Source organism: Pseudomonas sp. Irchel s3f19 (assembly GCF_900187555.1).
GTDB lineage: Bacteria > Pseudomonadota > Gammaproteobacteria > Pseudomonadales > Pseudomonadaceae > Aquipseudomonas > Aquipseudomonas capeferrum.
The window spans coordinates 21,539-44,344 of the sequence record NZ_FYDW01000018.1; the positions used below are offsets into that span (position 1 = coordinate 21,539).

Here is a 22,806-nt window from a genome sequence, read left to right on the forward strand (position 1 = left end):
TTGCTCCAATCAGAGCAAGGTAAACAGCGATGGACACCCGCAACCCCCTTCTGCAACCCAGCAACGTACCTGTCGATTACGACGCGGTGACGCTGGATAACCTGCGTGCAGCGTTCGACTACGCGCTATCGGCTCATCAACAAGGTATCGCCCAAGCCCTCCTGGCTCAGCAGTCCATGCCGACCTGGGATGACCTGGTCATGGCGATCGATGACCTGGATGCACAACTGCTGGCGGTGCTGTATGCGGCTTCACCGCTGATGTACAAGGGTGCGCCATGGGTCGAACTGGTTGAAGAGTTGTACGGCGCCATGCTTGAGCGCTTCGAGCAGAAGATGGCCGACCCTACCTTGCAAGCGTTGTATGAGCGCCTGGCCAACAGCGCCATTGGCAAGCATTTGGACGCGCACAAGCAAGCGACCCTGCGCTGGTACCGTCACAACTTCGCCTTGCACGGTGCCTTGCTCGATGCCCCAGGCCGCATGCAACTTGCGGCCATCAATGCCCAGGTACGCGAGCTTGCCGGGCGGTTTGCCCAGAACATGGCGCGCCCGGGCACGCTCATCCTCGACGCCGGGCAATTGCAAGGCCTTGCTCCACGGTTGTTGGGCGAGCTGCAAGCCCAAGCGCTGCAGGTTGGGCAAGCCGGCTGGTTGATACCCGCAGACCAATACGTGACCAACACGGTCCTTGAACATGCCGCGAACCGTAGCCTTCGGGAGCAGATCTACCGCCACCAGCACAGCCGTGGGGTCAGCGCCGAGGTGCAGCATGACAATGGTCAGCTCTTGCTGCAGTTGGCCCAGGCGCGTGAACAGAAGGCACATCTGCTGGGCTATGCCGACTACCCGTCACTAAGCCTGCACTCGAAAAGTGCCGGCGGCCTTGCCCAGGTTCTGCGCTTTCTGCACGGCCTGGCAGCGCGCGTCAAACCGGTCATGGAAAAGCACCGTGTGCACGTGCAAGCGCTTGCTGACAAGCACGGCCTGGACACGGCGCAGCCATGGGACAGGCGCTACCTGCATCGGCTCGAAAACCCGGCTGGGCAGGCGCTCTCCATGGACAGCTTGCGAGCGTACTTTGCCCTGGACAACGTGATCGAGGCGTTGCTGACGCTTGCGCAACGGCTGTTTGGCCTGGTCTTGGTCCGCAAGTCACTGGCGACATGGCATGCCAGCGTCCAGGCGTACGAAGTCTGGCTGGACAATGCACTGACTGGCTTCCTTTACTTGGATGTCGTGCAATACCCAGGCAAGCAGCCGGGCCAGGTCGAAACCCGTTACATCCGTAACCGTCGGGTCGATGCCGAAGGGCGTTTCCACCCGGCCACCGTGGCGGTCTTCAGCGATATTCCCTCGACCATTGATGGTACCCCGCCCTTGCTGGACCACATGGCGCTGCGCAAGCTGTTCCATGAGTTCGGGCATGCCTTGCACCATCTGCTGGTGCGCACCAACAATCAGGTGCTTTCCAATGTCAGCGCGCTTGGCGCCGATGGTGTCGAGGTGTTCGGCAAGCTGTTCGAGCGCTGGGCGTGGGATGCTGGCTACCTGGCTGGCATTTCTGCGAACGCAGAGGCTGGACAGCTGGACGCGCAGCAGTTGGCCGCCTGCCTGGATGGCCTTCGCCAAGGGGCTGTCACGGACACTGCCGAGACCCTGGCGATGGCGCTGTTCGATCTGGATTTGCATGCCACGCCGAATGACGGCAGGCGCGTGCGGCAGCGCCTGGAGGATGCCCGGGCGCAGTGTGGGTACTGGCCGCTGGAAGCATACGAGCATCCGGCCCATGCATTCGATTACCTGCTGGATTACTACGACGCTGGCTACTACGCCTACCTGTGGTCTGATGTGCTCGCATTCGATCTGTTCTCGCGTTTTCAAGCCAGCGGCCTGCTAGACCGGGCAACGGGGCGTGATTTGCAAATGGCGTTGCTTGAGCCTGGCGCTTCCCGACCATTGCTTGAAGGTATGCACGCATTTTTGGGCCGCGCGGTGAGTCACGAACCTTTCCTGCGCTGGCATGGCCTGATTTGAGCCTGTACTGACCAGAGGTGCTGGCATGGATGCCCGCTTCTTTGTACTGTGTATAAACACAGTACAGGGGCGCGCCATGTTACCTCCAGCACCGCAAAAAGGCCGTGGTACGGCGCACAATCCGCACAACCGCTTCGCCCCCAACCGCTCGGTGGTGGAGGATGACGGCTGGTACCAGGAGGTGCCGATCAGCCAAGGCACCGAGGTGCGAATCGAGACGGCAAAGACGGTCATCAGCCGCAACACCTCGCCCGATCTGCCATTCGACCGCTCCATCAACCCCTACCGAGGTTGCGAGCATGGCTGCATCTACTGCTACGCCCGCCCCTCACACGCGTATTGGGACCTTTCCCCAGGGCTGGATTTCGAAACCAAGCTGATCGCCAAGACCAACGCGGCCGAAGTGCTCGAACAACAGCTGAGCAAGCCGGGTTACGTCTGCGCGCCCATCAACCTGGGCTCCAATACCGACCCCTACCAGCCCATCGAGCGTGATCACCTGCTGACCCGTCGCTTGCTGGAGGTACTCCTGCGCTTCCGGCACCCGGTGACCATCGTCACCAAGGGTTCGCTGGTACTGCGTGATCTGGACTTGTTGGCCGAGATGGCCAGCCAGCGCCTGGCGTGGGTGATGATCAGCCTGACGACACTGGATGACGACTTGAAGCGGGTGCTGGAACCGCGGGCGGCTTCGCCCAAGGCGCGGTTGCGGGCGATCCGGGTGCTGCGCGAGGCGGGGGTGCCGGTGGGGGTCTTGTGTTCGCCGATGATTCCGATGATCAACGACAGCGAACTGGAGCGCTTGCTCGAGGCCGCCAAGGAAGCGGGTGCCCAGAGCGCAGCCTACATGATGTTGCGCCTGCCGCTGGAAGTGGCGCCGCTGTTCGAGCAATGGTTGCAGGACCATTATCCCCAGCGTGCGGCCCATGTGTTGAGCCTGATTCGCCAGAGCCGCGGCGGTGAGCTGTATGACAGCCGCTTTGGTAAACGGATGCGTGGCGAGGGCATTTTTGCCGAGCTGCTGGCTCAGCGCTTCGCCAAGGCCGCGCGCAAACTGGCATTCGAAGGGCGTGAAGCACAGGCGCTCGATTGCTCCAGGTTCTGCCCGCCTGGTGGCCAGTTGGCATTGTTCTGAAATGTGTTTTGAAGATGCAAAGGTGGCACGGGGTATATCAATATGACATCCAATTGCCATCACTCAGTGATACTTCAGCGCGTGCAGTGAAGTGTCGACGCAGGCAGGGCGAAATACAGGTTTATCCTACTTCCAGCTGCTGGAGTTTAGGTAAGAATACGTCGCGTGCGAGTGTGAACTGTGTCTAATTTTGCGCGCCATTTCATACTGGCAAACATAGTGGCAATTAAATATCAAATTAATATTTCATGGACGATCAAGTGTGGACATTGCAGAAACTGCCAGCCTGAAAGAGCGCGCCAAAAAGAAACTGGAGCGTGATGCCGGCCCCCTCATCATCGATGCGCTTAACGATCTCTTCGGGTGGCGGTTCGTCCGAGTCATCTTCTGGCGGTGAGTCTGCAGGTGCAGCGCCCAGCGGCGCTCAATCTGACTCATCCAGCGGGTCATCCGGTGCAGCGGGTGCCTCAGGTGCCTCTGCAGGAGGTGGTGGTGAGACGGGGTCTGCCGAGACCTCAGCCAGTGGCGGTGGCTCAACCAGCGGCAGTTCGGGTTCGCAGGGTGGCACGGGTGCCAAAGGTGGTAATGCCGAAGGGGCTGGCAACTCAACCTCCAGCAGGGCAGGCACCGCAGGTCGCATAGCCCTGCAAATGGGCGCCAACCTCATGTCGGGGATGGGGCGGGCGGTGCAGTCACGCATCGACAATTCCCTCGCCGGGCGGGTTGCCATGGAAGTTTTCGAACCCGGTTCCACCCGCCGTTCAAACTTGGACACCCGGTCGTCCCGGGTCAGCGGCCTCGCATTGGTCGAGGAAGGACTGGCGGGCGTCCGAGGTCTGGCTCAGTTGATCTTGCCCTTCCTCTTCTTGACGATGCTGAAGTAGTCATTGACCGGGTCGCTGCAGTTATCGACCACACCCGCCCCCTTCAGCTTGCCCCACATGCACAGGACGCAATGACCGCGGCGACTTGTGGACGCGAGTAGCGAATTACCACTCGCGCACTCCCGCCATCAATGCACGCCGCCAACAGATCATGCGCCGCGCCGCCTACTGGGCCGATTGGCTGGACGCACGTTTTGCCACGCAGCAGGTAGCGCAGAGTGCGGTATTCTCCGACGCGCCGGTAAATGCCTCCGTGGTTGCGGTCGAAACTGCGCCGGCGGTGAAGGCGGAAATCGTGCACCAGCCGGTCACACAGCAACCTGCGCCCACGTCAGGCTATGTGCCCCGGGGGCTGGTGATGGGGAGCAAATGATGGATTCGCTGGTCACAGTAGCCGCATCTCGAAACGATACAGGGACCCGCCGCGAGGCGGATGCAAGGAGAGAAAGATTGAACCTACCCCCTCTCGGTATGGGCACTGCCGTTACCGACAAGGCATCGCGCCGCCCCTGCCGCCTCTGGCCGCGGCTGCGCCTTGGCGCGCTCGTACCCCTCGTGCTGGGAGCCTGCATGCTCCTGCCTGCCGCCTCTTCTGAACTTCAAGCCAAGGAGCTTTCCATGCAAGACAATCAAGGCCAGTACCAGCCCTACACCCCGGGCATGAAACTTCCCGAAGGCGTGTTCCCGCCGATGAAGGGTTATACCCATGAGGACTTGATTGGCGCTGCTGCCCTACCCGTAGAAGCGGTGATGAAGGCTGAGGGAATAGACCCCACCCTGATCAAGGAATCGCTCTTCGCCCTGGCCAAACACCTCAATGAGGCACTGGAGGCGCAGAACGTCGAGTATCAGATTTCGACCTGGTACCAGAAGCCTTACGACAATCCCGCTGACCGCACCAAGAGTGTTGCCGCCATGGGCGAGAGCTTTGGTGCTTTGGCGATCCGTGCTGCAGGGCAGTCGCTGCGAGGGTCCCCACTCTTGAACATGGGCGAAGCATTCTTCGAACGCTACACCCGAAGCGCCGGTGATGGTGTGCACGATCTGATCGTGACCCTAAACAAACCGGGTGCCTGATACGGGTTCGAGAATGTCTCGGAGTGTTCGTCCTGTCCTGGCGGCGGGATGATCCATAGGGATATGAAATGAGCGATGCAATGCGTTTTACGGTGTAGGCAGCGACGAGGTGCTGATGCTCTCCGATTACAGCCGCTTGTCGTTTGATGGCCGTTATTTCTGGGCCGTGCCGCAAGGGCAATTGGGCGAAGTGGTCGAACCTTGGCTGGTGGCGAAAAACGCCGTTGTAATCCAGTAGCTCGGTCGGGCCGTTGTAGGGGCAGCACAAGGCTGCTCCTTCAGCTAACCCTAGTACCACTAATCCAAGTGAATAATTACAGTAATGGTACTAGGCAACTGATGTTTTTTTGCTATTATTCAGACCCCGCCTTATCTATCTGGAACGCCTGTTCTAGAGCCTCCGAATTAAGTTTCAGTTAAGTTTTCCCCGTTAGCGTAGGCAATCAGTCAACGAAGACTGTGATTTGTGGCCTGTGCGTGTCATCTAAATCCCTGCATAGCCAGAATCTTTCACCGGTAAAATGGACTTACCTACACACCGCCAAGAGGATGAATCATGCCCGTCAAGGACCCATCCAAGGTCGCTCCGGATGTACCCGCCGAGGGCGCCGATGCCGCTCTGAAGCACATCGTCGACGGCTTCCTGCGCTTTCATCATGACGTCTTCCCCGAGCAGCAAGAGCTGTTCAAGAAGCTCGCCACCGCGCAAACGCCACGCGCGATGTTCATCACCTGCGCCGACTCGCGTATCGTCCCCGAGCTGATTACCCAAAGCTCGCCCGGCGACCTGTTCGTGACCCGTAACGTCGGTAACGTAGTGCCCCCGTATGGCCAGATGAACGGCGGCGTTTCCAGCGCCATCGAATACGCCGTACTGGCTTTGGGCGTGCACCACATCATTGTCTGCGGCCACTCCGACTGCGGCGCGATGCGTGCGGTACTCAACCCGCAATCGCTGACCAAGATGCCGACCGTTTCCGCCTGGCTGCGCCACGCTGAAGTGGCACGCACCGTGGTCGAGAACAACTGCTCTTGCGGCAGCGAGCACGAGACCATGCAGGTGCTGACCAAGGAAAACGTCATCGCCCAGCTGCATCACCTGCGCACGCACCCATCGGTTGCCTCGCGCCTGGCGGCCGGTGAGCTGTACATCCACGGTTGGGTCTACGACATCGAGACCAGCAAGATCGAAGCCTATGATGCTGCCAGCGACAGCTTCCTGCCCCTGGCGGCGGGCGAGCCGGTGCCCTGCGCTACTCCGAGAGGCCGCTACTAAGCGACCCTGACACCGTCAAAACCTTGATAGCCGGCTGCACCCTCTGGGGTGTGGCGCGGCCTTCGGCTGCCTTGAAATCCCTGACTGCCCTGCCGGCATGCTCGCTGGCGGCCCGCGCCTGCGCGCCTTTCAGGGGCCAACGTGCCCACGGCCAGAGGAATGGCCGTGCAACAGAAAATGGAGAAACAGGGTGAACATTACACAGTTGAAAGCGGCCTTGCCGCGAGAGTTGTTAGCGTCGGTGGTGGTATTTCTGGTTGCCCTGCCCTTGTGCATGGGCATCGCCATCGCATCGGGCATGCCGCCCGCCAAAGGCCTGATCACCGGCATCATCGGCGGGCTGGTGGTGGGCTTTCTGGCGGGTTCGCCGCTGCAGGTCAGTGGCCCGGCCGCGGGCCTGGCGGTGCTGGTGTTCGAGCTGGTGCGCCAGCACGGCGTGGCCATGCTCGGGCCGATCCTGCTGCTGGCCGGGCTGCTGCAGTTGTTGGCCGGGCGCTTTCGCCTGGGCTGCTGGTTCCGCGTCACTGCACCGGCAGTGGTGTACGGCATGCTGGCGGGTATCGGCGTGCTGATCGTGTTGTCACAGGTGCATGTGATGTTCGACACATCGCCGCAGCCTTCGGGCCTGCAGAACCTATTGGCGTTTCCTTCGACGCTGGCGGCTGCCCTGCCGATGGAAAGCGCAGGCGCGGGCTGGCAAGCCGGTGCGCTTGGCCTGGGCACCATTGCGGTGATGTGGGGCTGGGAGCGCTTGCGGCCACAGAAGCTGCGCTTTATCCCCGGTGCCTTGCTGGGCGTGGCGGCAATGACGGCCATCAGCATGTGGCTGGCCCTGCCGGTGAATCGGGTGCAGGTACCGGCAGACCTTTCCGAGGCCATCGACTGGATCCGCCTGGATGACCTGATGAAACTGGCCGACCCTACCCTGCTGGTAGCTGCATTCGCCCTGGCCTTCATCGCCAGTGCCGAGACCTTGCTGTCGGCTGCCGCGGTTGACCGCATGCACAGCGGCCAGCGCTCGGACTTCGACCGTGAGCTGTCGGCCCAGGGCATCGGCAACATGCTCTGCGGTGTGCTGGGCGCCTTGCCGATGACCGGGGTGATCGTGCGCAGTTCGGCGAATGTCCAGGCCGGCGCACAAACCCGTGCCTCGGCGATCTTCCACGGCCTGTGGCTGTTGGCGTTCGTCGTGGTGTTGAGCAGCGTGCTGCAGCAGATCCCGGTGGCCAGCCTGGCGGGCGTGTTGGTATTTACCGGCGTCAAGCTGGTGGACTTCAAGGCGTTTCGTGGGTTGGGCAGGTACGGCCGGATGCCGATGTTCACCTATGCAGCGACCGCCTTGGCGATCATTTTTACCGACCTGCTGACCGGCGTGCTGCTGGGCTTTGCCTTGACCCTGCTGAAGCTGGCGTTCAAGGCGGCGCGGCTGAAGATCAACCTGGTGAGCCTGGCCAAGCCTGGGCACATGGAATTGCGCCTGAGTGGCGCAGCAACCTTCCTCAAGGTGCCGGCATTGACCCAGGTGCTGGATACGGTGCCGGCGGGGACCACCTTGCATGTGCCGTTGGGCAACCTCAGCTACATCGACCACTCGTGCCTGGAACTGCTTGAGGACTGGAGCCGCAGCAATGCAGCCAATGGCTCGCGGTTGCTGATCGAGCAGCGGCGGTTGAAGCGGCGCATCGAGGGGCGCTTGCGGACGACGGCGGGGGTGGGCGCTTAGTATTCAGCTGTTGTGTTGCCTGAGCGGGCCTCTTCGCGGGGCAAGCCCGCTCCCACAGTGGGTAGCAATCCACCTTGTGGGAGCGGGCTTGCCCCGCGAAGAGGCCAGATCAGACTGCATCAATGCTGGATTCAGGCCGGCTGGCCCAGCTCCACACCCAGCTGGCGCGACAGGCATGGCCAACGTTTCCAGGCAGCGCCCGTCTCGGCGCTGCACAAGGTATCGCGATAGGCCTCTACCGATTCCTTGGCAAAGCTCGCTTCATTGAGCATTTCGTCAACCGAATGGTGCACCACTTCATCGAGCTGGTTGGCGAACGTCTCGCCGATCAGCTGATGGGCAATCAGGTTGGCCATGGTGGTATCGAACGGAATCAGCGGCTGCTTGAAGTGCTGGATATACAGGTCGTTGACCTCTTCCACCAGGCGATGCGCCAGGTACGCTTCATCCAGCAGGCAGTCCAGGCCCACGTGCCCTTGCATCACGCTGGGCGGCTGCATGAAATAAGCTTCGGCAATTTTCAGCACCGGCTTGATCTGCGATTCGATGCCTGCTTCGCGGGCCACCTCGTGGGCAGCCTCCAGCAGCTCTGGCACCTGGTCGATGTAGGCGCTGACGAAACGCGCCAAAGTACCCTGGGCGTCCTGCTCAGGCAGGTGGATCGAAGGGTGCAAATGCGGCAGTTGTTGCTCGAGGCGCGCTTTCAGTTGGTTGGTCTGGCGCTCGTGTTGATGGGCTTGGCTAATCTGCTCGCGTACAGCAGCGATGTTCATGACAACTCCAGGGACATTACGTTTCAAACGGAAGACACTAAATTAGCTCGGTATACAGAATACCTAAGACGCATTTGTTATAACCCGCGCAAACGTGTGCACGCTGTGGCATATCGGAATGCCATTATTGGGCCACATCCTATCAAGCACGCGGCTTTCAAGGCATTCGGCAAATTCATGAAGTTCATTTCACTGGTGTCATTGCGTGCCATTGGTCGCTGTCTATACTCCCGTTGAACGTGATTCGTTGATGAGGCCCGACTGCTTTTGCAGGGGCTCGGTCGTCGAAGCCAGGCAGTCTTGACCGCCGTTCCCTCTTGCCGCAGGCCACGCCTCCGGGACAACAAGAATTAGAAGGGGAACCCGCAATGATGCGACATCCACCTGTCTGGATGGGCCTCCTGTTGTGGACAGTTTTCGGTCAGGCCAACGCCGCCTGGACCGTGAACATGGCGCCAGGGGCGACGGAAGTCTCCAACGCCGTCTTCGACCTGCACATGACCATTTTCTGGATCTGCGTGATCATCGGCATCGTGGTGTTTGGCGCGATGTTCTGGTCCATGGTCGTGCACCGCCGTTCAACCGGCCAGCAAGCTGCGCATTTTCACGAGCACACCTGGGTCGAAATCATGTGGACCGTGGTGCCGTTCCTGATTCTGGTGGTCATGGCCATCCCCGCCACCAAGACCCTGATCGACATCTACGACGCCAGTGAATCGGACATCGACATACAGGTCACCGGCTACCAGTGGAAGTGGCACTACAAATACCTGGGCCAGGACGTGGAGTTTTTCAGCAACCTGGCCACCCCCGCCGACCAGATCCATAACAAGGCCCCCAAGGACGAGCACTACCTGCTCGAAGTCGACCAGCCGCTGGTGCTGCCGGTGGGTGCGAAAGTGCGCTTTCTGGTGACCGCCGCCGACGTGATCCATTCCTGGTGGGTGCCGGCCTTCGCGGTCAAGCGTGATGCCATCCCCGGCTTCGTCAACGAGGCCTGGACGCGTATCGAGAAGCCCGGCATCTACCGCGGCCAGTGCACCGAGCTGTGTGGCAAGGACCACGGCTTCATGCCGGTGGTGGTCGAGGTCAAGTCCAAGGCCGACTACGACACCTGGCTCGGCGAGCGCCAGGCCGAGGCCGCCAAGCTCAAGGAGCTGACCAGCAAGGAGTGGACCCTCGAAGAGCTGGTCGAGCGTGGCGACAAGGTCTACCACACCACCTGCGTGGCCTGTCACCAGGCCGAAGGCCAGGGCCTGCCGCCGATGTTCCCTGCACTCAAGGGCTCGAAAATCGCTACCGGTCCGAAGGAAGACCACCTCGGCATCGTCTTCCACGGCAAGCCCGGCACGGCCATGGCCGCGTTCGGCAAGCAGCTCTCGGAAGTGGATATCGCCGCCGTGGTCACCTACGAGCGCAACGCCTGGGGCAATAACAAGGGCGACATGGTCACGCCGAAGGATGTGCTGGCGCTCAAGCAGGCAGAAGCGCAATGAACCGGGTTACTCGCGGCAATCAATGGATTGCAGGAGACAGGACATGAGTGCAGTGATCGACGACCACGGCCACGGCCATGAGCACGCCCACGGCCCGGCCAAGGGCCTGATGCGCTGGGTGCTGACCACCAACCACAAAGACATCGGCACGATGTACCTGTGGTTCGCCTTCATCATGTTCCTGCTCGGTGGCTCGTTCGCCATGGTGATCCGCGCCGAGCTGTTCCAGCCCGGGCTGCAGATCGTCGAGCCTGCGTTCTTCAACCAGATGACCACCATGCATGGGCTGATCATGGTGTTCGGCGCCGTGATGCCGGCGTTCGTCGGCCTGGCCAACTGGATGATCCCGCTGATGATCGGCGCGCCAGACATGGCCCTGCCACGGATGAACAACTTCAGCTTCTGGTTGCTGCCGGCGGCCTTCCTGCTGCTGGTCTCGACCCTGTTCAGCCCCGGCGGCGGGCCCAACTTCGGCTGGACGTTCTACGCCCCGCTGTCGACCACCTATGCCCCGGCCAGCGTGACCTTCTTCATCTTTGCCATCCACCTGATGGGCATCAGTTCGATCATGGGCGCGATCAACGTGATCGCCACCATCCTCAACCTGCGTGCGCCGGGCATGACCTTGATGAAAATGCCGCTGTTCGTCTGGACCTGGCTGATCACCGCGTTCCTGCTGATTGCGGTGATGCCGGTACTGGCCGGCGTGGTGACCATGATGCTGATGGACATCCACTTCGGCACCAGCTTCTTCAGCGCCGCCGGCGGTGGCGACCCGGTGCTGTTCCAGCATGTGTTCTGGTTCTTCGGCCACCCCGAGGTGTACATCATGATCCTGCCGGCGTTCGGCGCGGTCAGCTCGATCATCCCGGCGTTCTCGCGCAAGCCGCTGTTTGGCTACACCTCGATGGTGTATGCCACCGGGGCGATCGCCTTCCTGTCGTTCATCGTCTGGGCGCACCACATGTTCGTGGTCGGTATCCCGGTGGTGGGCGAGCTGTTCTTCATGTATGCCACCATGCTCATCGCCGTGCCCACCGGGGTGAAGGTGTTCAACTGGGTCAGCACCATGTGGGAAGGGTCGCTGACCTTCGAAACGCCGATGCTGTTCGCCATCGCCTTCGTCATCCTGTTCACCATCGGCGGTTTCTCGGGGTTGATGCTGGCCATCGCGCCCGCGGACTTCCAGTACCACGACACTTACTTCGTGGTCGCGCACTTCCACTACGTGCTGGTGCCCGGGGCGATCTTCGGCATCTTCGCCTCGGCCTACTACTGGCTGCCGAAATGGACCGGGCACATGTATGACGAAACCCTCGGCAAGCTGCACTTCTGGCTGTCGTTCATCGGCATGAACATGGCCTTCTTCCCCATGCACTTCGTCGGCCTGGCGGGCATGCCGCGGCGCATTCCGGACTACAACCTGCAGTTCGCCGATTTCAACATGGTCTCCTCGATCGGCGCCTTCATGTTCGGCGCCACGCAGATCTTCTTCCTGTTCATCGTCATCAAGTGCATCCGTGGCGGTGCTCCAGCGCCGGCAAAACCCTGGGATGGCGCCGAAGGCCTGGAGTGGTCGGTCCCCTCGCCTGCGCCTTACCACACCTTCCAGACCCCACCGGACGTGAAGTAGAGGAGCGCCCATGAACGGCCTGTCGCTCAAACGCCTGGTCTTGCGCCTGCTGATGCTGACGGTGGTGATGTTCGCCTTCGGTTTCGCCCTGGTGCCGATCTATGACGTGATGTGCAAGGCCTTCGGCATCAATGGCAAGACTGGCGGCCAGTACGAGGGCAGCCAGGTCAGCGACCCCTCGCGCTCGGTGCGGGTGCAGTTCATGTCGACCAACGCCAGTGACATGGTCTGGGACTTCTACTCCACGGCCGACCAGATCGACGTGAACCCCGGTGCGGTCAACCAGATGATCTTCGTGGCGCGCAACCCGACCGACCGGCCCATGAGCGCCCAGGCGATACCCAGCATCACCCCGGCCGAGGCCGCGGCGTATTTCCACAAGACCGAGTGCTTCTGCTTTACCCAGCAGGTGCTGCAGCCCGGCGAACGTATCGAGATGCCGGTGCGCTTCATCGTTGACCGCGACCTGCCGGCCAACGTGAAGCACCTGACACTGGCCTACACCTTGTTCGACATCACCGCTCGCCACCCGCCGGTCGCGCATGTTGCGGCCCAGGACGTCCAGGGCGCCCGTTAAGGGAAGGAGAACAGCAATGGCAAGTCATGAGCACTATTACGTTCCGGCGCAGAGCAAGTGGCCGATCATCGCCACCATCGGCATGTTCATCACGGTGTTCGGCCTGGGTACCTGGTTCAACGACATGAAGGCCGGGCACCCCGACTCGCATGGGCCGCTGATCTTCTTCGTCGGTGCGTTGTTCCTGGCCTACATGCTGTTCGGCTGGTTTGGCGCGGTGGTGAAAGAGAGCCGCGCCGGGCTCTACAGCGCGCAGCTGGACCGCTCGTTCCGCTGGGGCATGAGCTGGTTCATCTTCTCGGAAGTGATGTTCTTCCTGGCCTTCTTCGGTGCGCTGTTCTACGTGCGGGTGCTGGCCGGGCCTTGGCTCGGTGGCGAAGGTGCCAAGGGCGTCGCGCACATGCTGTGGCCGACGTTCGAATTCACCTGGCCGCTGTTGCATACCCCGGACCCGAAACTGTTCCCGCCGCCCAAGGAAGTCATCGACCCTTGGCACCTGCCGCTGATCAACACCATTTTGCTGGTCAGTTCGAGCGTGACCATCACGATTGCTCACCACGCCCTGCGGCGTGACCACCGTGGGCCGCTGAAGCTGTGGATGGCGCTGACCATCGTGCTGGGCCTGAGCTTCATCGCACTGCAGGCCTTCGAGTACCACGAGGCCTATACCGAGCTGGGGCTGACGCTGGGGTCGGGGATCTACGGCGCGACCTTCTTCATGCTCACCGGCTTCCATGGTGCCCACGTGACCTTGGGCACGATCATTCTGATCGTCATGTTCGTGCGCATCCTGCGCGGGCATTTCAATGCCGACAAGCACTTCGGCTTCGAAGCGGCCAGCTGGTACTGGCACTTCGTCGATGTGGTGTGGGTCGGGCTGTTCATCTTTGTGTACGTGCTTTGAAACCTGGCCTGCAACTGCTTTGTGTAGGAGCGGCCTTGCGTCGCGAAAGGGCAGCGAAGCGGCCCCGGCGATTTATGTCACCACATAAAACCTGGGGCCGCTTCGCGCCCCTTTCGCGACGCAAGGCCGCTCCTACAAAAAGCGAGTGTGGGGTGATTCAGAAGGGCGCGTGAGAGACCAGCTGGCCACTGATCAAGCCGTAAGCCACCAGCCCGATGGTCAAGGCGGCCAGGGTCACACGTACGGTCAGCGCTTTCAGTAAGCGCGTCGAGTTTTCATCGTCCTTGACCAGAAACACCAGCCCACTGAACAGGCTGGCAACCGTGGCCAACAGCATCAGGACAATTGCGGCCTTGAGCATGGCGCTTCTCCGGGGGGATGCAGTGATGTGGATAAGTATAGCGAGGCGCCCGTGAGGCCGTTTCGCCCAGGTTGGCTACCGACCCTGGTGGTGCTCGCGCTGCTGCCGGGCTTGATCGCGCTTGGCTGCTGGCAACTGGGCCGCGCCGAGCAAAAGCGCGCGCTGCTGGCGACCTATGCCGAGCGCAGCATTGATGCGCCCCTCTCTACTGCCCAACTGCAGCAACGCGACGATAGCGCTTTTCGCCGCGTGCACCTGTACGGCCGTTTCGATGCCGAACACAGCCTGCTGCTGGACAACCGCATGCGCGACGGCCAGGCCGGTGTCGAGCTGCTGCAGCCCTTCCATGACCAGCCCAGCGGGCTGTGGCTGCTGGTCAATCGTGGCTGGTTAGCCTGGCCGGACCGCCGCGTGCCGGTGCACTTCGAGACCCCGGCGCAGGCGTTGGCGCTGGATGCTTCGGTCTATGTGGCGCCCGGCAGCACCTTCCAACTGCACCCCGACCCGGCCGGGGGCCAATGGCCGCACCTGCTGACCGCCATCGATGCCGCGCAGCTGTGGCAGCAGCTGAGCCGTGAAGGCTTCGCCCATGAACTGCGGATGCAACCCGGCCCGGCCGCCTATCGCCTGGACTGGCCAGTGGTCGCGATGGGCCCGGAAAAGCACCTGGGCTACGCCGTGCAGTGGTTTGCCCTGGCCGCCGCGCTGGTGCTGCTTTACCTCTACTTTGGCTGGCACAACAACAAGAAGGAGAACCACCATGGTCGCCACCACCAGCCCACTGGAAGTGCCTGATCGCCGCAAGCCCAGAGCCCGCGGGCGTTTGCAGCTGGTCCTGATACTGCTGGTTGTGCTCGGCCCGATGATCCTGGCCACCAGCATGTACAAGCTCAAGTTCTGGGTGCCGGAAGGCCGCAGCTATCACGGCGCGATGATCGGCAATGGTGAAAGCCGCACGGATATCGGCGTGGCAGGCCAGGACGAGCGTTGGCAGTTGCTGGTCAGTGCGCCCGAAGCCTGTACCGAGGACTGCCAGCGCCTGGTGTATCTGGCCCGGCAAATCCAGGTCGGCCTGGGCCGCGATGCCAGCCGCGCAAGCCATGCGCTGGCAACCGCCCAACCGCTGACCGCCGACTACCAGGCACTGCTTGGTCGCGAGTACCCGCAGTTGCAACGCTACCCACTGGATGCTCCGCGCTACCTGCAGCAGGTAGGCGAGCCTGGCCCGCAACTGTGGATCGTCGACCCCCACGGCAACCTGGTGCTGCGTTACGACAGCAAGGCCAACGGTAAGCACGTGCTGGACGACCTGCGCCACCTGCTCAAGCTCTCCAACATCGGCTAGGAGCCTGCCATGGCCAGACCCGGATTGCGCCTCGCTGTGTTCGCCACCCTGCTGGCACTGCTGGTCGTGTTGCTCGGTGCCTATACCCGCCTGACCCATGCCGGCCTGGGCTGCCCTGATTGGCCAGGCTGTTATGGGTTTATCAGTGTGCCCAAGACCGACGCTCAGCTGGCCCACGCCGAAGTGCACTTCCCCGAACACCCGGTGGAGGCCGCCAAGGGCTGGGCCGAAATGGTCCATCGCTACTTCGCCGGCACCCTGGCGCTGGTGATCGCCTGGCTGGCCTTGCAGGCCGTACGCCGCCATGCGCGTGATGGCCAGCCCTACCGCTTGCCCGTGCTCTTGCTGGCGGTGGTGCTGGCCCAGGCGGCGTTTGGCATGTGGACAGTGACGCTGAAACTCTGGCCGCAAGTCGTCACCGCGCATCTGCTGGGTGGGTTCACCACCTTGAGCCTGCTGTTTCTGCTGTGCCTGCGGCTGTCCCGGGCCTTTGCGCCGCTGCCTAAGCTACCGCTGAGCCTACGCCGCATTGCGGCTCTGGCGCTGCTGGTGGTGGTCGGCCAGATCGCCCTGGGCGGTTGGGTCAGCGCCAATTATGCGGCGGTCGCCTGTATCGACTTGCCCACTTGCCATGGCCAGTGGTGGCCGGCGGCGGACTTCAGCAACGGCTTCCACCTGACCCAGCACGTCGGCCCCAACTACCTAGGCGGGCAACTGGACAGCGATGCGCGCACGGCCATCCACATCAGCCACCGGTTGGGTGCGTTGCTGGTCAGTGCCGTGCTGCTGATGCTGAGCTTCAAGCTTTACCGCTGTGGCCTCGCTGGCCTGGCGCGGCTGGTGCTGTTGGCCCTGGCGGTACAGGTCGGGCTAGGCATCAGCAACGTGCTGTTCCACCTGCCGCTTGGCGTGGCAGTGGCCCATAACGCCGGCGGGGCCATGCTGTTACTGAGCATGGTGCTGGTGAACTACCGCATCCGCGTGGTCGACAAAGTGCGCGTCGGCCACGGCTGGCGCCTGACGCCGGTGGTGGGCGTGGATATCTCGCACCCAATGAGGAACGATTCGTGGCGACGCTTCTAGGCGCACAACGGGCAGGCTGGCGCGACTATCTGGAGCTGACCAAGCCCAAGGTGGTGGTGCTGATGCTGATCACTTCCCTTGCAGGGATGTTCCTCGCCAGCCGCGCAGGCGTTGCCTGGAGCGTGCTGCTGTTCGGCAACCTGGGCATTGGCTTGTGCGCGGGTGGCGCTGCGGTGGTCAACCATGTGGTGGACCGGCGTATCGACGCCTTGATGGCGCGCACCCACAAAAGGCCATTGGCTGCAGGCCGGGTCGCGCCGCTGCCGGCGCTGGCCTTTGCCTTGGCCCTGGCGTTGCTGGGCATGGCGCTGTTGCTGGTGTTCACCAACGCCCTCACCGCCTGGCTGACCCTGGCTTCGCTGCTGGGCTATGCGGTGCTCTACACCGGCTTTCTGAAGCGTGCAACACCACAGAACATCGTGATTGGTGGCCTGGCCGGCGCGGCGCCGCCGCTGCTTGGCTGGGTGGCGGTCAGCGGCCATGTCAGCGCCGAGCCTTTGTTGCTGGTGCTGATCATCTTCGCCTGGACCCCACCGCACTTCTGGGCCCTGGCCATCCACCGCAAGGAGGAATACGCCAAGGCCGATATCCCGATGCTGCCGGTGACCCACGGCGAGCGCTACACCAAGCTGCACATCCTGCTCTACACCCTGATACTGTTGGCCGTCACCCTGCTGCCCTATGCCATCCACATGAGCGGCCCGTTGTACCTGGCCTGTGCCCTGGCCCTGGGCCTGCGCTTCCTGCATTGGGCCTGGGTGTTGTACCGTGGCAGCCGCCCGCACGCGGCAATCGGCACCTTCAAGTACTCTATCGGCTACCTGTTCGCGCTGTTCGTCGCGTTGCTCCTTGACCACTACCTGTTGCTGAATCTATGACCCGAACCCAGAAAACCGTCTTCATCCTCGTCGCCCTGGTCGCGTTGATCCTGGGCCTGACCGTCAACAAGGTGCTCAATGGCCGCGACCAGCCCAACCCGACGGAGCTGATCGATGCCGGCATCATCCTCTTGCCGCAGAGCCGTACGGTGGCGAACGTGACCATGACCAACCAGGACGGCCAGCCCGTGGCGCTGGATGATCTGAAGGGCAAGTGGTCGTTGCTGTTCTTCGGCTACACCTACTGCCCGGACATCTGCCCAACCACGTTGGCCCAGTTGCGTCAGGTGAAGAGCGAACTGCCCAAGGAGGCCGTGGACCGCTTGCAGGTGGTGCTGGTGAGCGTGGACCCGAACCGCGACACGCCGAACCAGCTCAAGCAGTACCTGGGTTACTTCGACAAGGATTTTGTCGGGGTGGCGGGGTCGATCGAAGACACCCAGAAACTGGCCAATGCCTTGAGCATTCCGTTCATTCCGGCGGATACCAGCAAGCCTGGGTATACCGTGGATCACAGCGGCAACCTGGCGATTGTGGGGCCGGATGGGCGTCAGCGCGGGTTCATTCGTGCGCCGTTCAACAACCAGAAGCTGGTGGCGCAGTTGCCCGGGCTGGTGAAGCGGGATTGAGATTTTGGGCCTGCTGCGCAGGCCTTTCCGACCGGTCCGGCGCCCCGGCAAGGCCGCTCCTACAGGGGAATGCGATCCCTTGTAGAAGCGGCCCCATGGATTTCGGATCAGAAAGCAGGTACTACAGCGCCCTTGTACTTCTCGTTGATGAACTGCTTCACCTCTGGCGAGTGCAGTGCAGCCGCCAGTTTCTTCATGTCATCCGAGTCTTTGTTGTCCGGGCGGGCAACCAGGATGTTCACATAAGGCGAGTCGCTGCCTTCAATGGCCAGCGCGTCCTTCGCAGGGTTCAGCTTGGCTTCCAGCGCGTAATTGGTGTTGATCAGGGCAGCATCGACCTGGGTCAGCACGCGCGGGATGGTGGCCGCTTCCAGCTCACGGAACTTGATGTTCTTCGGGTTCTCGGCAACGTCCTTCACGGTCGACAGGATATTGCTGTTGTCCTTGAGCGTGATCACGCCGGCCTTGGCCAGCAGCAGCAAAGCACGGCCGCCGTTGGTGGCGTCGTTGGGAATGACCACGGTGGCGCCCGAAGGCAGCTCGGCGAGCTTCTTGTACTTGGACGAGTACACGCCCAGCGGCTCGATGTGCACGCCGGCAACGCTGACCAGGGCGGTGCCCTTGGCCTTGTTGAACTCATCCAGGTACGGCTGGTGCTGGAAGAAGTTGGCGTCCAGGCGCTTTTCGGCGACCTGCACGTTCGGCTGGATGTAGTCGGTGAATACCTTGACCTTCAGGTCCACGCCTTCTTTAGCCAGTTGTGGTTTGACGAACTCGAGGATCTCGGCGTGCGGCACCGGGGTGGCGGCAACGGTCAGGGTATCGGCGTGGGCCGAAAAGGCCGCGACAGCGGCAGCGACAGCAAGCAGCTTCTTCATGAATCACTCCTTGTGAGGGCCGCGACGGCCCCCGAACGGGTCGGCCAGGCCGACCCCATTGGGGTTACTTACGGGAAAAATGCACGACCAGTTTGTCGCCCACACTTTGCAGGACTTGAACCAGCACCAGCAGCAGCACCACGGTCACGACCATGACATCGGTCTGGAAGCGCTGGTAGCCGAAGCGGATGGCCAGGTCGCCCAGGCCGCCCGCGCCCACCACACCGGCCATCGCGGTGTACGAAACCAGGGTGATGGCGGTGACAGTGATGGCTGCGAAGATGCCCGGGCGGGCTTCCGGCAGCAAGGCACTGGTGATGATCTGGCGCGTCGTCGCGCCCATCGCCTGGGTGGCCTCGATGATGCCGCGGTCGACCTCGCGCAGGGCGGTTTCGACCAGGCGCGCGAAGAACGGCGTGGCCCCTACCACCAGCGGCGGAATGGCCCCGGCGACGCCCAGCGAGGTGCCGGTGATCAGCACGGTGAACGGGATCATCACGATCAGCAGGATGATGAACGGCAGCGAGCGCAGGATGTTGACCACCAGCGACAGCAGCGCGTACACGCCTTTCTGTTCGAACATCTGGCGTGGGCCGCAAAGGAACAGCAGCACGCCCAGCGGCAGGCCCAGCAGCACGGTGAAGAACAACGAGCCGAACAGCATGACCATGGTGTCGACGGTGGCCAGCCAGATTTCGGCCCAGTCGACGTTGGCGAAGAAATTCAGGGCGTCCATCAACGCAGTACCTCCATATGTACGTCAGCTGCCTTGAAGCGGTCGAACGCCGCTTCCATGTCGCCGCCGGTGACGGCCAGGGTCAGCTGCCCATAGGGGACATCCTTGATGCGGTCGATACGCCCGGCCAGGATGCTGTAGTCGACGCCGGTCTCGCGGGCCACGGTGCCCAGCAGCGGTGCGTAGGTGGCCTCGCCCTGGAAGGTCAGGCGCACGATGCGCCCCGGTACGTGGGCGAAGTCGTCGCGCTGTTCGCCTTCATCGACCTGTTCGTCCTCCTGGACGAAACGCTTGGTGGTCGGGTGCTGCGGGTGCAGGAACACATCGGCCACCGAGCCCTGCTCGACGATCTGCCCGGCGTCCATGACCGCCACGCGGTCGCAGACCCGGCGGATCACGTCCATTTCGTGGGTGATCAGGACGATGGTCAGCTTCAGCTCACGGTTGATCTCGGCCAGCAGTTGCAGCACCGACGCGGTGGTCTGCGGGTCGAGGGCGCTGGTGGCCTCGTCGCACAGCAGTATCTTCGGGTTGGTGGACAGGGCACGGGCGATGCCCACGCGCTGCTTCTGGCCGCCGGACAGCTGCGCCGGGTACTTCTTGGCGTGGTCGGAAAGCCCGACGCGGGCCAGCAGCTCGGTGACGCGCTTGTCGATCTCGCTGCGCGACAGCCCGCCGGCCAGGGTCAGCGGCAGGGCGACGTTGTCGGCCACGGTCTTGGATGCCAGCAAGTTGAAGTGCTGGAAAATCATCCCGACCTGCTGGCGGAAGCCGCGCAGTTGGTTGGCGTTGAACGCGGTGACGTCCTCGCCATCGACGATGATCGTGCCGCCCGAGGGCTCTTCGAGGCGGTTGATCAGGCGCAGCATGGTGCTTTTGCCGGCGCCGGAATGGCCGATCAGGCCGAACACCTGGCCGTCTTCGATGGTCAGGCTGGTCGGGTTGAGGGCGGGGATTTCCCTACCGGCGACGCGGTAGGTCTTATGGACATGTTGGAACTCGATCACGTAGCGAACCTTGTGGGGCGCATGGAATTTTGGGTCAGCGGTTAGCTGGGGTCGCGCATTTTAGCCTTTTCCCATAGCTGTTCTTAGCATTTATTTCGTCATGCACCAACCCAGCGGGCATAACGCGACAACCGGTAAAGCTTATTGAACGTAGCCAATCGGGCTCCAGTCACTACTAGAACAAGCCCACACGGGCAAGCCTGAAGACTGATGAGGAAAGCCGACCATGCCCAGCAAGAAAACGGACGCGCCCAAAGAGAGCCAGGCCGCCGGTACCCAGACGCCCGACAAGGCCAATACCAATGCCAAACTGCAGAGCCTCGAGGCTGTGCGCAGCGATGCGACGGGCCAGGCTTTGCGGACCAACCAAGGCGTGCGCATCGCCGACAACCAGAACACGCTCAAGGCCGGTGACCGCGGGCCTTCGCTGCTCGAAGACTTCATCATGCGCGAGAAGATCACCCACTTCGACCATGAGCGCATCCCGGAGCGGATTGTCCACGCACGCGGCACCGGTGCCCATGGCTACTTCCAGAGCTACGGCAACCATGCTGCCCTGACCAAGGCCGGTTTCCTGCAGGACCCAGAGAAGATCACCCCGGTATTCGTGCGTTTTTCAACCGTGCAGGGCCCACGCGGCTCGGGCGACACCGTGCGAGATGTACGTGGCTTCGCGGTGAAGTTCTACACCGATGAGGGCAATTTCGACTTGGTTGGCAACAACATGCCGGTGTTCTTCATCCAGGACGCGATCAAGTTCCCCGACTTCGTGCATGCGGTCAAACCCGAGCCACACAACGAGATGCCTACGGGCGGCTCGGCCCACGATACGTTCTGGGACTTCGTTTCGCTGGTGCCGGAGTCTGCGCACATGGTCATGTGGGCCATGTCCGACCGTGCCATCCCCCGCAGCCTGCGGATGATGGAAGGCTTTGGCATCCACACCTTCCGCCTGATCAATGCCGAAGGGGTGGCCAGCTTCGTCAAGTTCCATTGGAAACCACGCCAAGGGGTTCACTCGGTATTGTGGGATGAGGCGCAGAAACTGGCGGGTAAGGACACCGACTTCCACCGCCGCGACCTGAGCGAAGCGATTGAGATGGGTGACTACCCAGAGTGGGAGTTGGGCGTGCAGATCGTGCCCGAAGCCGACGAGCATAAGTTCGAATTCGACCTGCTCGACCCCACCAAGATCATCCCCGAAGAACTGGTGCCGGTCACGCCGCTGGGCAAGATGGTGCTCAACCGCAACCCCGACAACTTCTTTGCCGAAGTGGAGCAGGTTGCCTTCTGCCCTGGGCATATCGTGCCTGGAATCGACTTCTCCAACGACCCCCTGCTGCAGGGCCGGTTGTTCTCCTATACCGACACCCAGCTGAGCCGCCTGGGCGGGCCTAACTTCCATGAAATCCCGATCAACCGCCCGGTTGCGCCGAACCATAACAACCAACGTGACGCGCTGCACCGGCAGACTATCCACAAGGGCCGCGCCTCGTACGAGCCGAACTCGATCGATGGCGGCTGGCCGAAAGAAACCCCTGCCGCAGCCCAGGATGGCGGCTTCGAGAGCTACCAGGAGCGTATCGATGCGGTGAAGATACGCCAACGCAGCGAGTCGTTCGGTGATCACTTCTCGCAGGCGCGGTTGTTCTTCCAGAGCATGAGCCCGAATGAGCAGCAGCACATCATCAAGGCCTACAGCTTCGAGCTGGGCAAGGTTGAGCGTGAGCATATCCGGGTGCGTGAGGTAAATGAGATTCTGGCCAACATCGACCTGAAACTGGCTGCGGCCGTGGCGGCAAACCTCGGCCTGCCTGCGCCCAAGGCCGGCACGGTTCAGGTCAAAGGCAGCAAGCTCGCAAAATCGCCCGCCTTGAGCCAGATGAACCACCCCGGCGATGTAGGCATCAAGGGCCGCAAGATTGCCGTGCTGGTGGCTGACGGCGTGGACGGTGCCAGCGTCGATCAACAGGTCAAGGCGCTGGAAGCGCACAGTGCTCGCATCATGGTGCTCGGGCCTACGTCGGCGCCGGTTAAAACCGCCCAAGGCAAGCCACTGCCGGTGGATGCGTCGATGGAGGGCATGCCATCGATCATGTTCGACGGCATTGTGGTGCCGGCTGGCAAGGCGTCGTTGGATGCGTTGGGTGCCAGTGGGCTGGCCAAGCACTTCCTGCTAGAGGGTTACAAGCATCTGAAGGCGATCGCGCTGGCCAAGGAAGGCAAGGCGTTGCTGGATAGCTTGGGGCTCAAGGAAGACAAGGGCCTGCTGCTGGGGGATGACCAGAAGACCGTGGATGCCTTTGTGAAAGCGGTTGAAGGGCATCGGGTGTGGGCGCGGGAGGCGGCTGCTGAAGCAGTACCAGCCTGACAGG

At 62.2% G+C, this 22,806-nt stretch carries 23 protein-coding genes; 18 read left to right on the forward strand and 5 right to left on the reverse strand.

From position 1 onward, the window contains the following. Positions 1 to 29: 29 nt before the first annotated feature. The 8 genes from CKW22_RS25535 to CKW22_RS25565 all read left to right on the forward strand — a co-directional run bounded on the left by CKW22_RS25535 (position 30) and on the right by CKW22_RS25565 (position 8,131). Positions 30 to 2,036, forward strand: coding sequence for a M3 family metallopeptidase (locus CKW22_RS25535; RefSeq protein WP_033702492.1), 2,007 nt, complete (start codon positions 30 to 32; stop codon positions 2,034 to 2,036). 76 nt (positions 2,037 to 2,112) lie between these two features. After that, a complete protein-coding gene (locus CKW22_RS25540; RefSeq protein WP_095065485.1) occupies positions 2,113 to 3,171 on the forward strand; it encodes a PA0069 family radical SAM protein in 1,059 nt (352 codons plus the stop codon). Between the two features lie 262 nt (positions 3,172 to 3,433). Further along, positions 3,434 to 3,568, forward strand: a complete 135-nt coding sequence (locus tag CKW22_RS28020) for a hypothetical protein (RefSeq protein ID WP_256577336.1) — start codon at positions 3,434 to 3,436, stop codon at positions 3,566 to 3,568. Between the two features lie 572 nt (positions 3,569 to 4,140). Further along, positions 4,141 to 4,428 carry a hypothetical protein gene (locus tag CKW22_RS27645; protein ID WP_177447967.1) on the forward strand — a complete coding sequence of 96 codons (288 nt, stop codon included), beginning with the start codon at positions 4,141 to 4,143 and terminating at the stop codon, positions 4,426 to 4,428. A 197-nt stretch (positions 4,429 to 4,625) separates the two neighbouring features. Continuing rightward, positions 4,626 to 5,132, forward strand: a complete 507-nt coding sequence (locus tag CKW22_RS25555) for a hypothetical protein (RefSeq protein ID WP_160015260.1) — start codon at positions 4,626 to 4,628, stop codon at positions 5,130 to 5,132. Between the two features lie 115 nt (positions 5,133 to 5,247). Further along, complete coding sequence (locus CKW22_RS27425) at positions 5,248 to 5,370, forward strand: hypothetical protein (protein ID WP_143500815.1); 123 nt, start codon at positions 5,248 to 5,250, stop codon at positions 5,368 to 5,370. A 318-nt stretch (positions 5,371 to 5,688) separates the two neighbouring features. Then, on the forward strand, positions 5,689 to 6,408 hold the full coding sequence (locus CKW22_RS25560) for a carbonic anhydrase (RefSeq protein ID WP_033702506.1): 720 nt from the start codon (positions 5,689 to 5,691) through the stop codon (positions 6,406 to 6,408). A 190-nt stretch (positions 6,409 to 6,598) separates the two neighbouring features. Then, entirely contained in the window at positions 6,599 to 8,131 is a 1,533-nt protein-coding gene (locus tag CKW22_RS25565) for a SulP family inorganic anion transporter (RefSeq protein WP_033702507.1), read from the forward strand. A 131-nt stretch (positions 8,132 to 8,262) separates the two neighbouring features. Here the strand turns inward: CKW22_RS25565 and CKW22_RS25570 are convergent, their stop codons facing one another. After that, complete coding sequence (locus CKW22_RS25570; protein ID WP_033702508.1) at positions 8,263 to 8,904, reverse strand: hypothetical protein; 642 nt, start codon at positions 8,902 to 8,904, stop codon at positions 8,263 to 8,265. A 368-nt stretch (positions 8,905 to 9,272) separates the two neighbouring features. On the opposite strand from CKW22_RS25570, the gene coxB reads away from it, so the two are divergent. From coxB to CKW22_RS25590, 4 genes are read left to right on the forward strand one after another with little or no spacing between them, the layout of a single operon-like run. Next, complete coding sequence (gene coxB / locus CKW22_RS25575; RefSeq protein WP_095065491.1) at positions 9,273 to 10,400, forward strand: cytochrome c oxidase subunit II; 1,128 nt, start codon at positions 9,273 to 9,275, stop codon at positions 10,398 to 10,400. A gap of 43 nt (positions 10,401 to 10,443) precedes the next feature. Beyond that, the gene (gene ctaD / locus CKW22_RS25580; RefSeq protein ID WP_033702510.1) at positions 10,444 to 12,033 is read left to right on the forward strand and encodes a cytochrome c oxidase subunit I; all 1,590 of its coding nucleotides are present in this window, start codon (positions 10,444 to 10,446) and stop codon (positions 12,031 to 12,033) included. A gap of 10 nt (positions 12,034 to 12,043) precedes the next feature. After that, positions 12,044 to 12,610 carry a cytochrome c oxidase assembly protein gene (locus tag CKW22_RS25585; RefSeq protein ID WP_033702511.1) on the forward strand — a complete coding sequence of 189 codons (567 nt, stop codon included), beginning with the start codon at positions 12,044 to 12,046 and terminating at the stop codon, positions 12,608 to 12,610. A gap of 16 nt (positions 12,611 to 12,626) precedes the next feature. After that, positions 12,627 to 13,514: a cytochrome c oxidase subunit 3 gene (locus tag CKW22_RS25590; protein ID WP_033702512.1), complete on the forward strand. Its 888-nt coding sequence runs from the start codon at positions 12,627 to 12,629 to the stop codon at positions 13,512 to 13,514. 157 nt (positions 13,515 to 13,671) lie between these two features. Here CKW22_RS25590 and CKW22_RS25595 read toward each other — a convergent pair whose 3' ends face one another. Next, entirely contained in the window at positions 13,672 to 13,875 is a 204-nt protein-coding gene (locus tag CKW22_RS25595; RefSeq protein ID WP_033702513.1) for a twin transmembrane helix small protein, read from the reverse strand. A gap of 51 nt (positions 13,876 to 13,926) precedes the next feature. Here CKW22_RS25595 and CKW22_RS25600 point away from each other — a divergent pair, with 51 nt between their 5' ends. Genes CKW22_RS25600 through CKW22_RS25620 form a run of 5 tightly spaced genes read left to right on the forward strand, consistent with a single transcriptional unit; the run spans position 13,927 to position 17,810 of the window. Continuing rightward, positions 13,927 to 14,670: an SURF1 family protein gene (locus CKW22_RS25600; RefSeq protein ID WP_033702514.1), complete on the forward strand. Its 744-nt coding sequence runs from the start codon at positions 13,927 to 13,929 to the stop codon at positions 14,668 to 14,670. Further along, positions 14,636 to 15,220, forward strand: coding sequence for a hypothetical protein (locus CKW22_RS25605; RefSeq protein WP_047583838.1), 585 nt, complete (start codon positions 14,636 to 14,638; stop codon positions 15,218 to 15,220). The genes CKW22_RS25600 and CKW22_RS25605 overlap by 35 nt, the downstream gene beginning before the upstream one ends. Positions 15,221 to 15,229: 9 nt before the next feature. Continuing rightward, entirely contained in the window at positions 15,230 to 16,303 is a 1,074-nt protein-coding gene (locus tag CKW22_RS25610) for a heme A synthase (protein WP_047583839.1), read from the forward strand. Beyond that, the gene (cyoE, locus tag CKW22_RS25615; protein WP_033702517.1) at positions 16,288 to 17,181 is read left to right on the forward strand and encodes a heme o synthase; all 894 of its coding nucleotides are present in this window, start codon (positions 16,288 to 16,290) and stop codon (positions 17,179 to 17,181) included. Before CKW22_RS25610 ends, cyoE begins: the two co-directional genes overlap by 16 nt. Beyond that, positions 17,178 to 17,810 (forward strand): SCO family protein, encoded by a 633-nt coding sequence (locus CKW22_RS25620; RefSeq protein WP_033702518.1) that lies wholly within the window; start codon positions 17,178 to 17,180, stop codon positions 17,808 to 17,810. Before cyoE ends, CKW22_RS25620 begins: the two co-directional genes overlap by 4 nt. A gap of 107 nt (positions 17,811 to 17,917) precedes the next feature. Here the strand turns inward: CKW22_RS25620 and CKW22_RS25625 are convergent, their stop codons facing one another. The 3 genes from CKW22_RS25625 to CKW22_RS25635 all read right to left on the reverse strand — a co-directional run bounded on the left by CKW22_RS25625 (position 17,918) and on the right by CKW22_RS25635 (position 20,431). Further along, entirely contained in the window at positions 17,918 to 18,688 is a 771-nt protein-coding gene (locus CKW22_RS25625) for a MetQ/NlpA family ABC transporter substrate-binding protein (protein WP_033702519.1), read from the reverse strand. 64 nt (positions 18,689 to 18,752) lie between these two features. Next, positions 18,753 to 19,424, reverse strand: coding sequence for a methionine ABC transporter permease (locus CKW22_RS25630; RefSeq protein ID WP_095065493.1), 672 nt, complete (start codon positions 19,422 to 19,424; stop codon positions 18,753 to 18,755). After that, entirely contained in the window at positions 19,424 to 20,431 is a 1,008-nt protein-coding gene (locus tag CKW22_RS25635; protein ID WP_033702521.1) for a methionine ABC transporter ATP-binding protein, read from the reverse strand. Before CKW22_RS25635 ends, CKW22_RS25630 begins: the two co-directional genes overlap by 1 nt. 226 nt (positions 20,432 to 20,657) lie before the next feature. On the opposite strand from CKW22_RS25635, the gene katE reads away from it, so the two are divergent. Then, entirely contained in the window at positions 20,658 to 22,802 is a 2,145-nt protein-coding gene (gene katE / locus CKW22_RS25640; protein WP_095065495.1) for a catalase HPII, read from the forward strand. Positions 22,803 to 22,806: the final 4 nt, after the last annotated feature.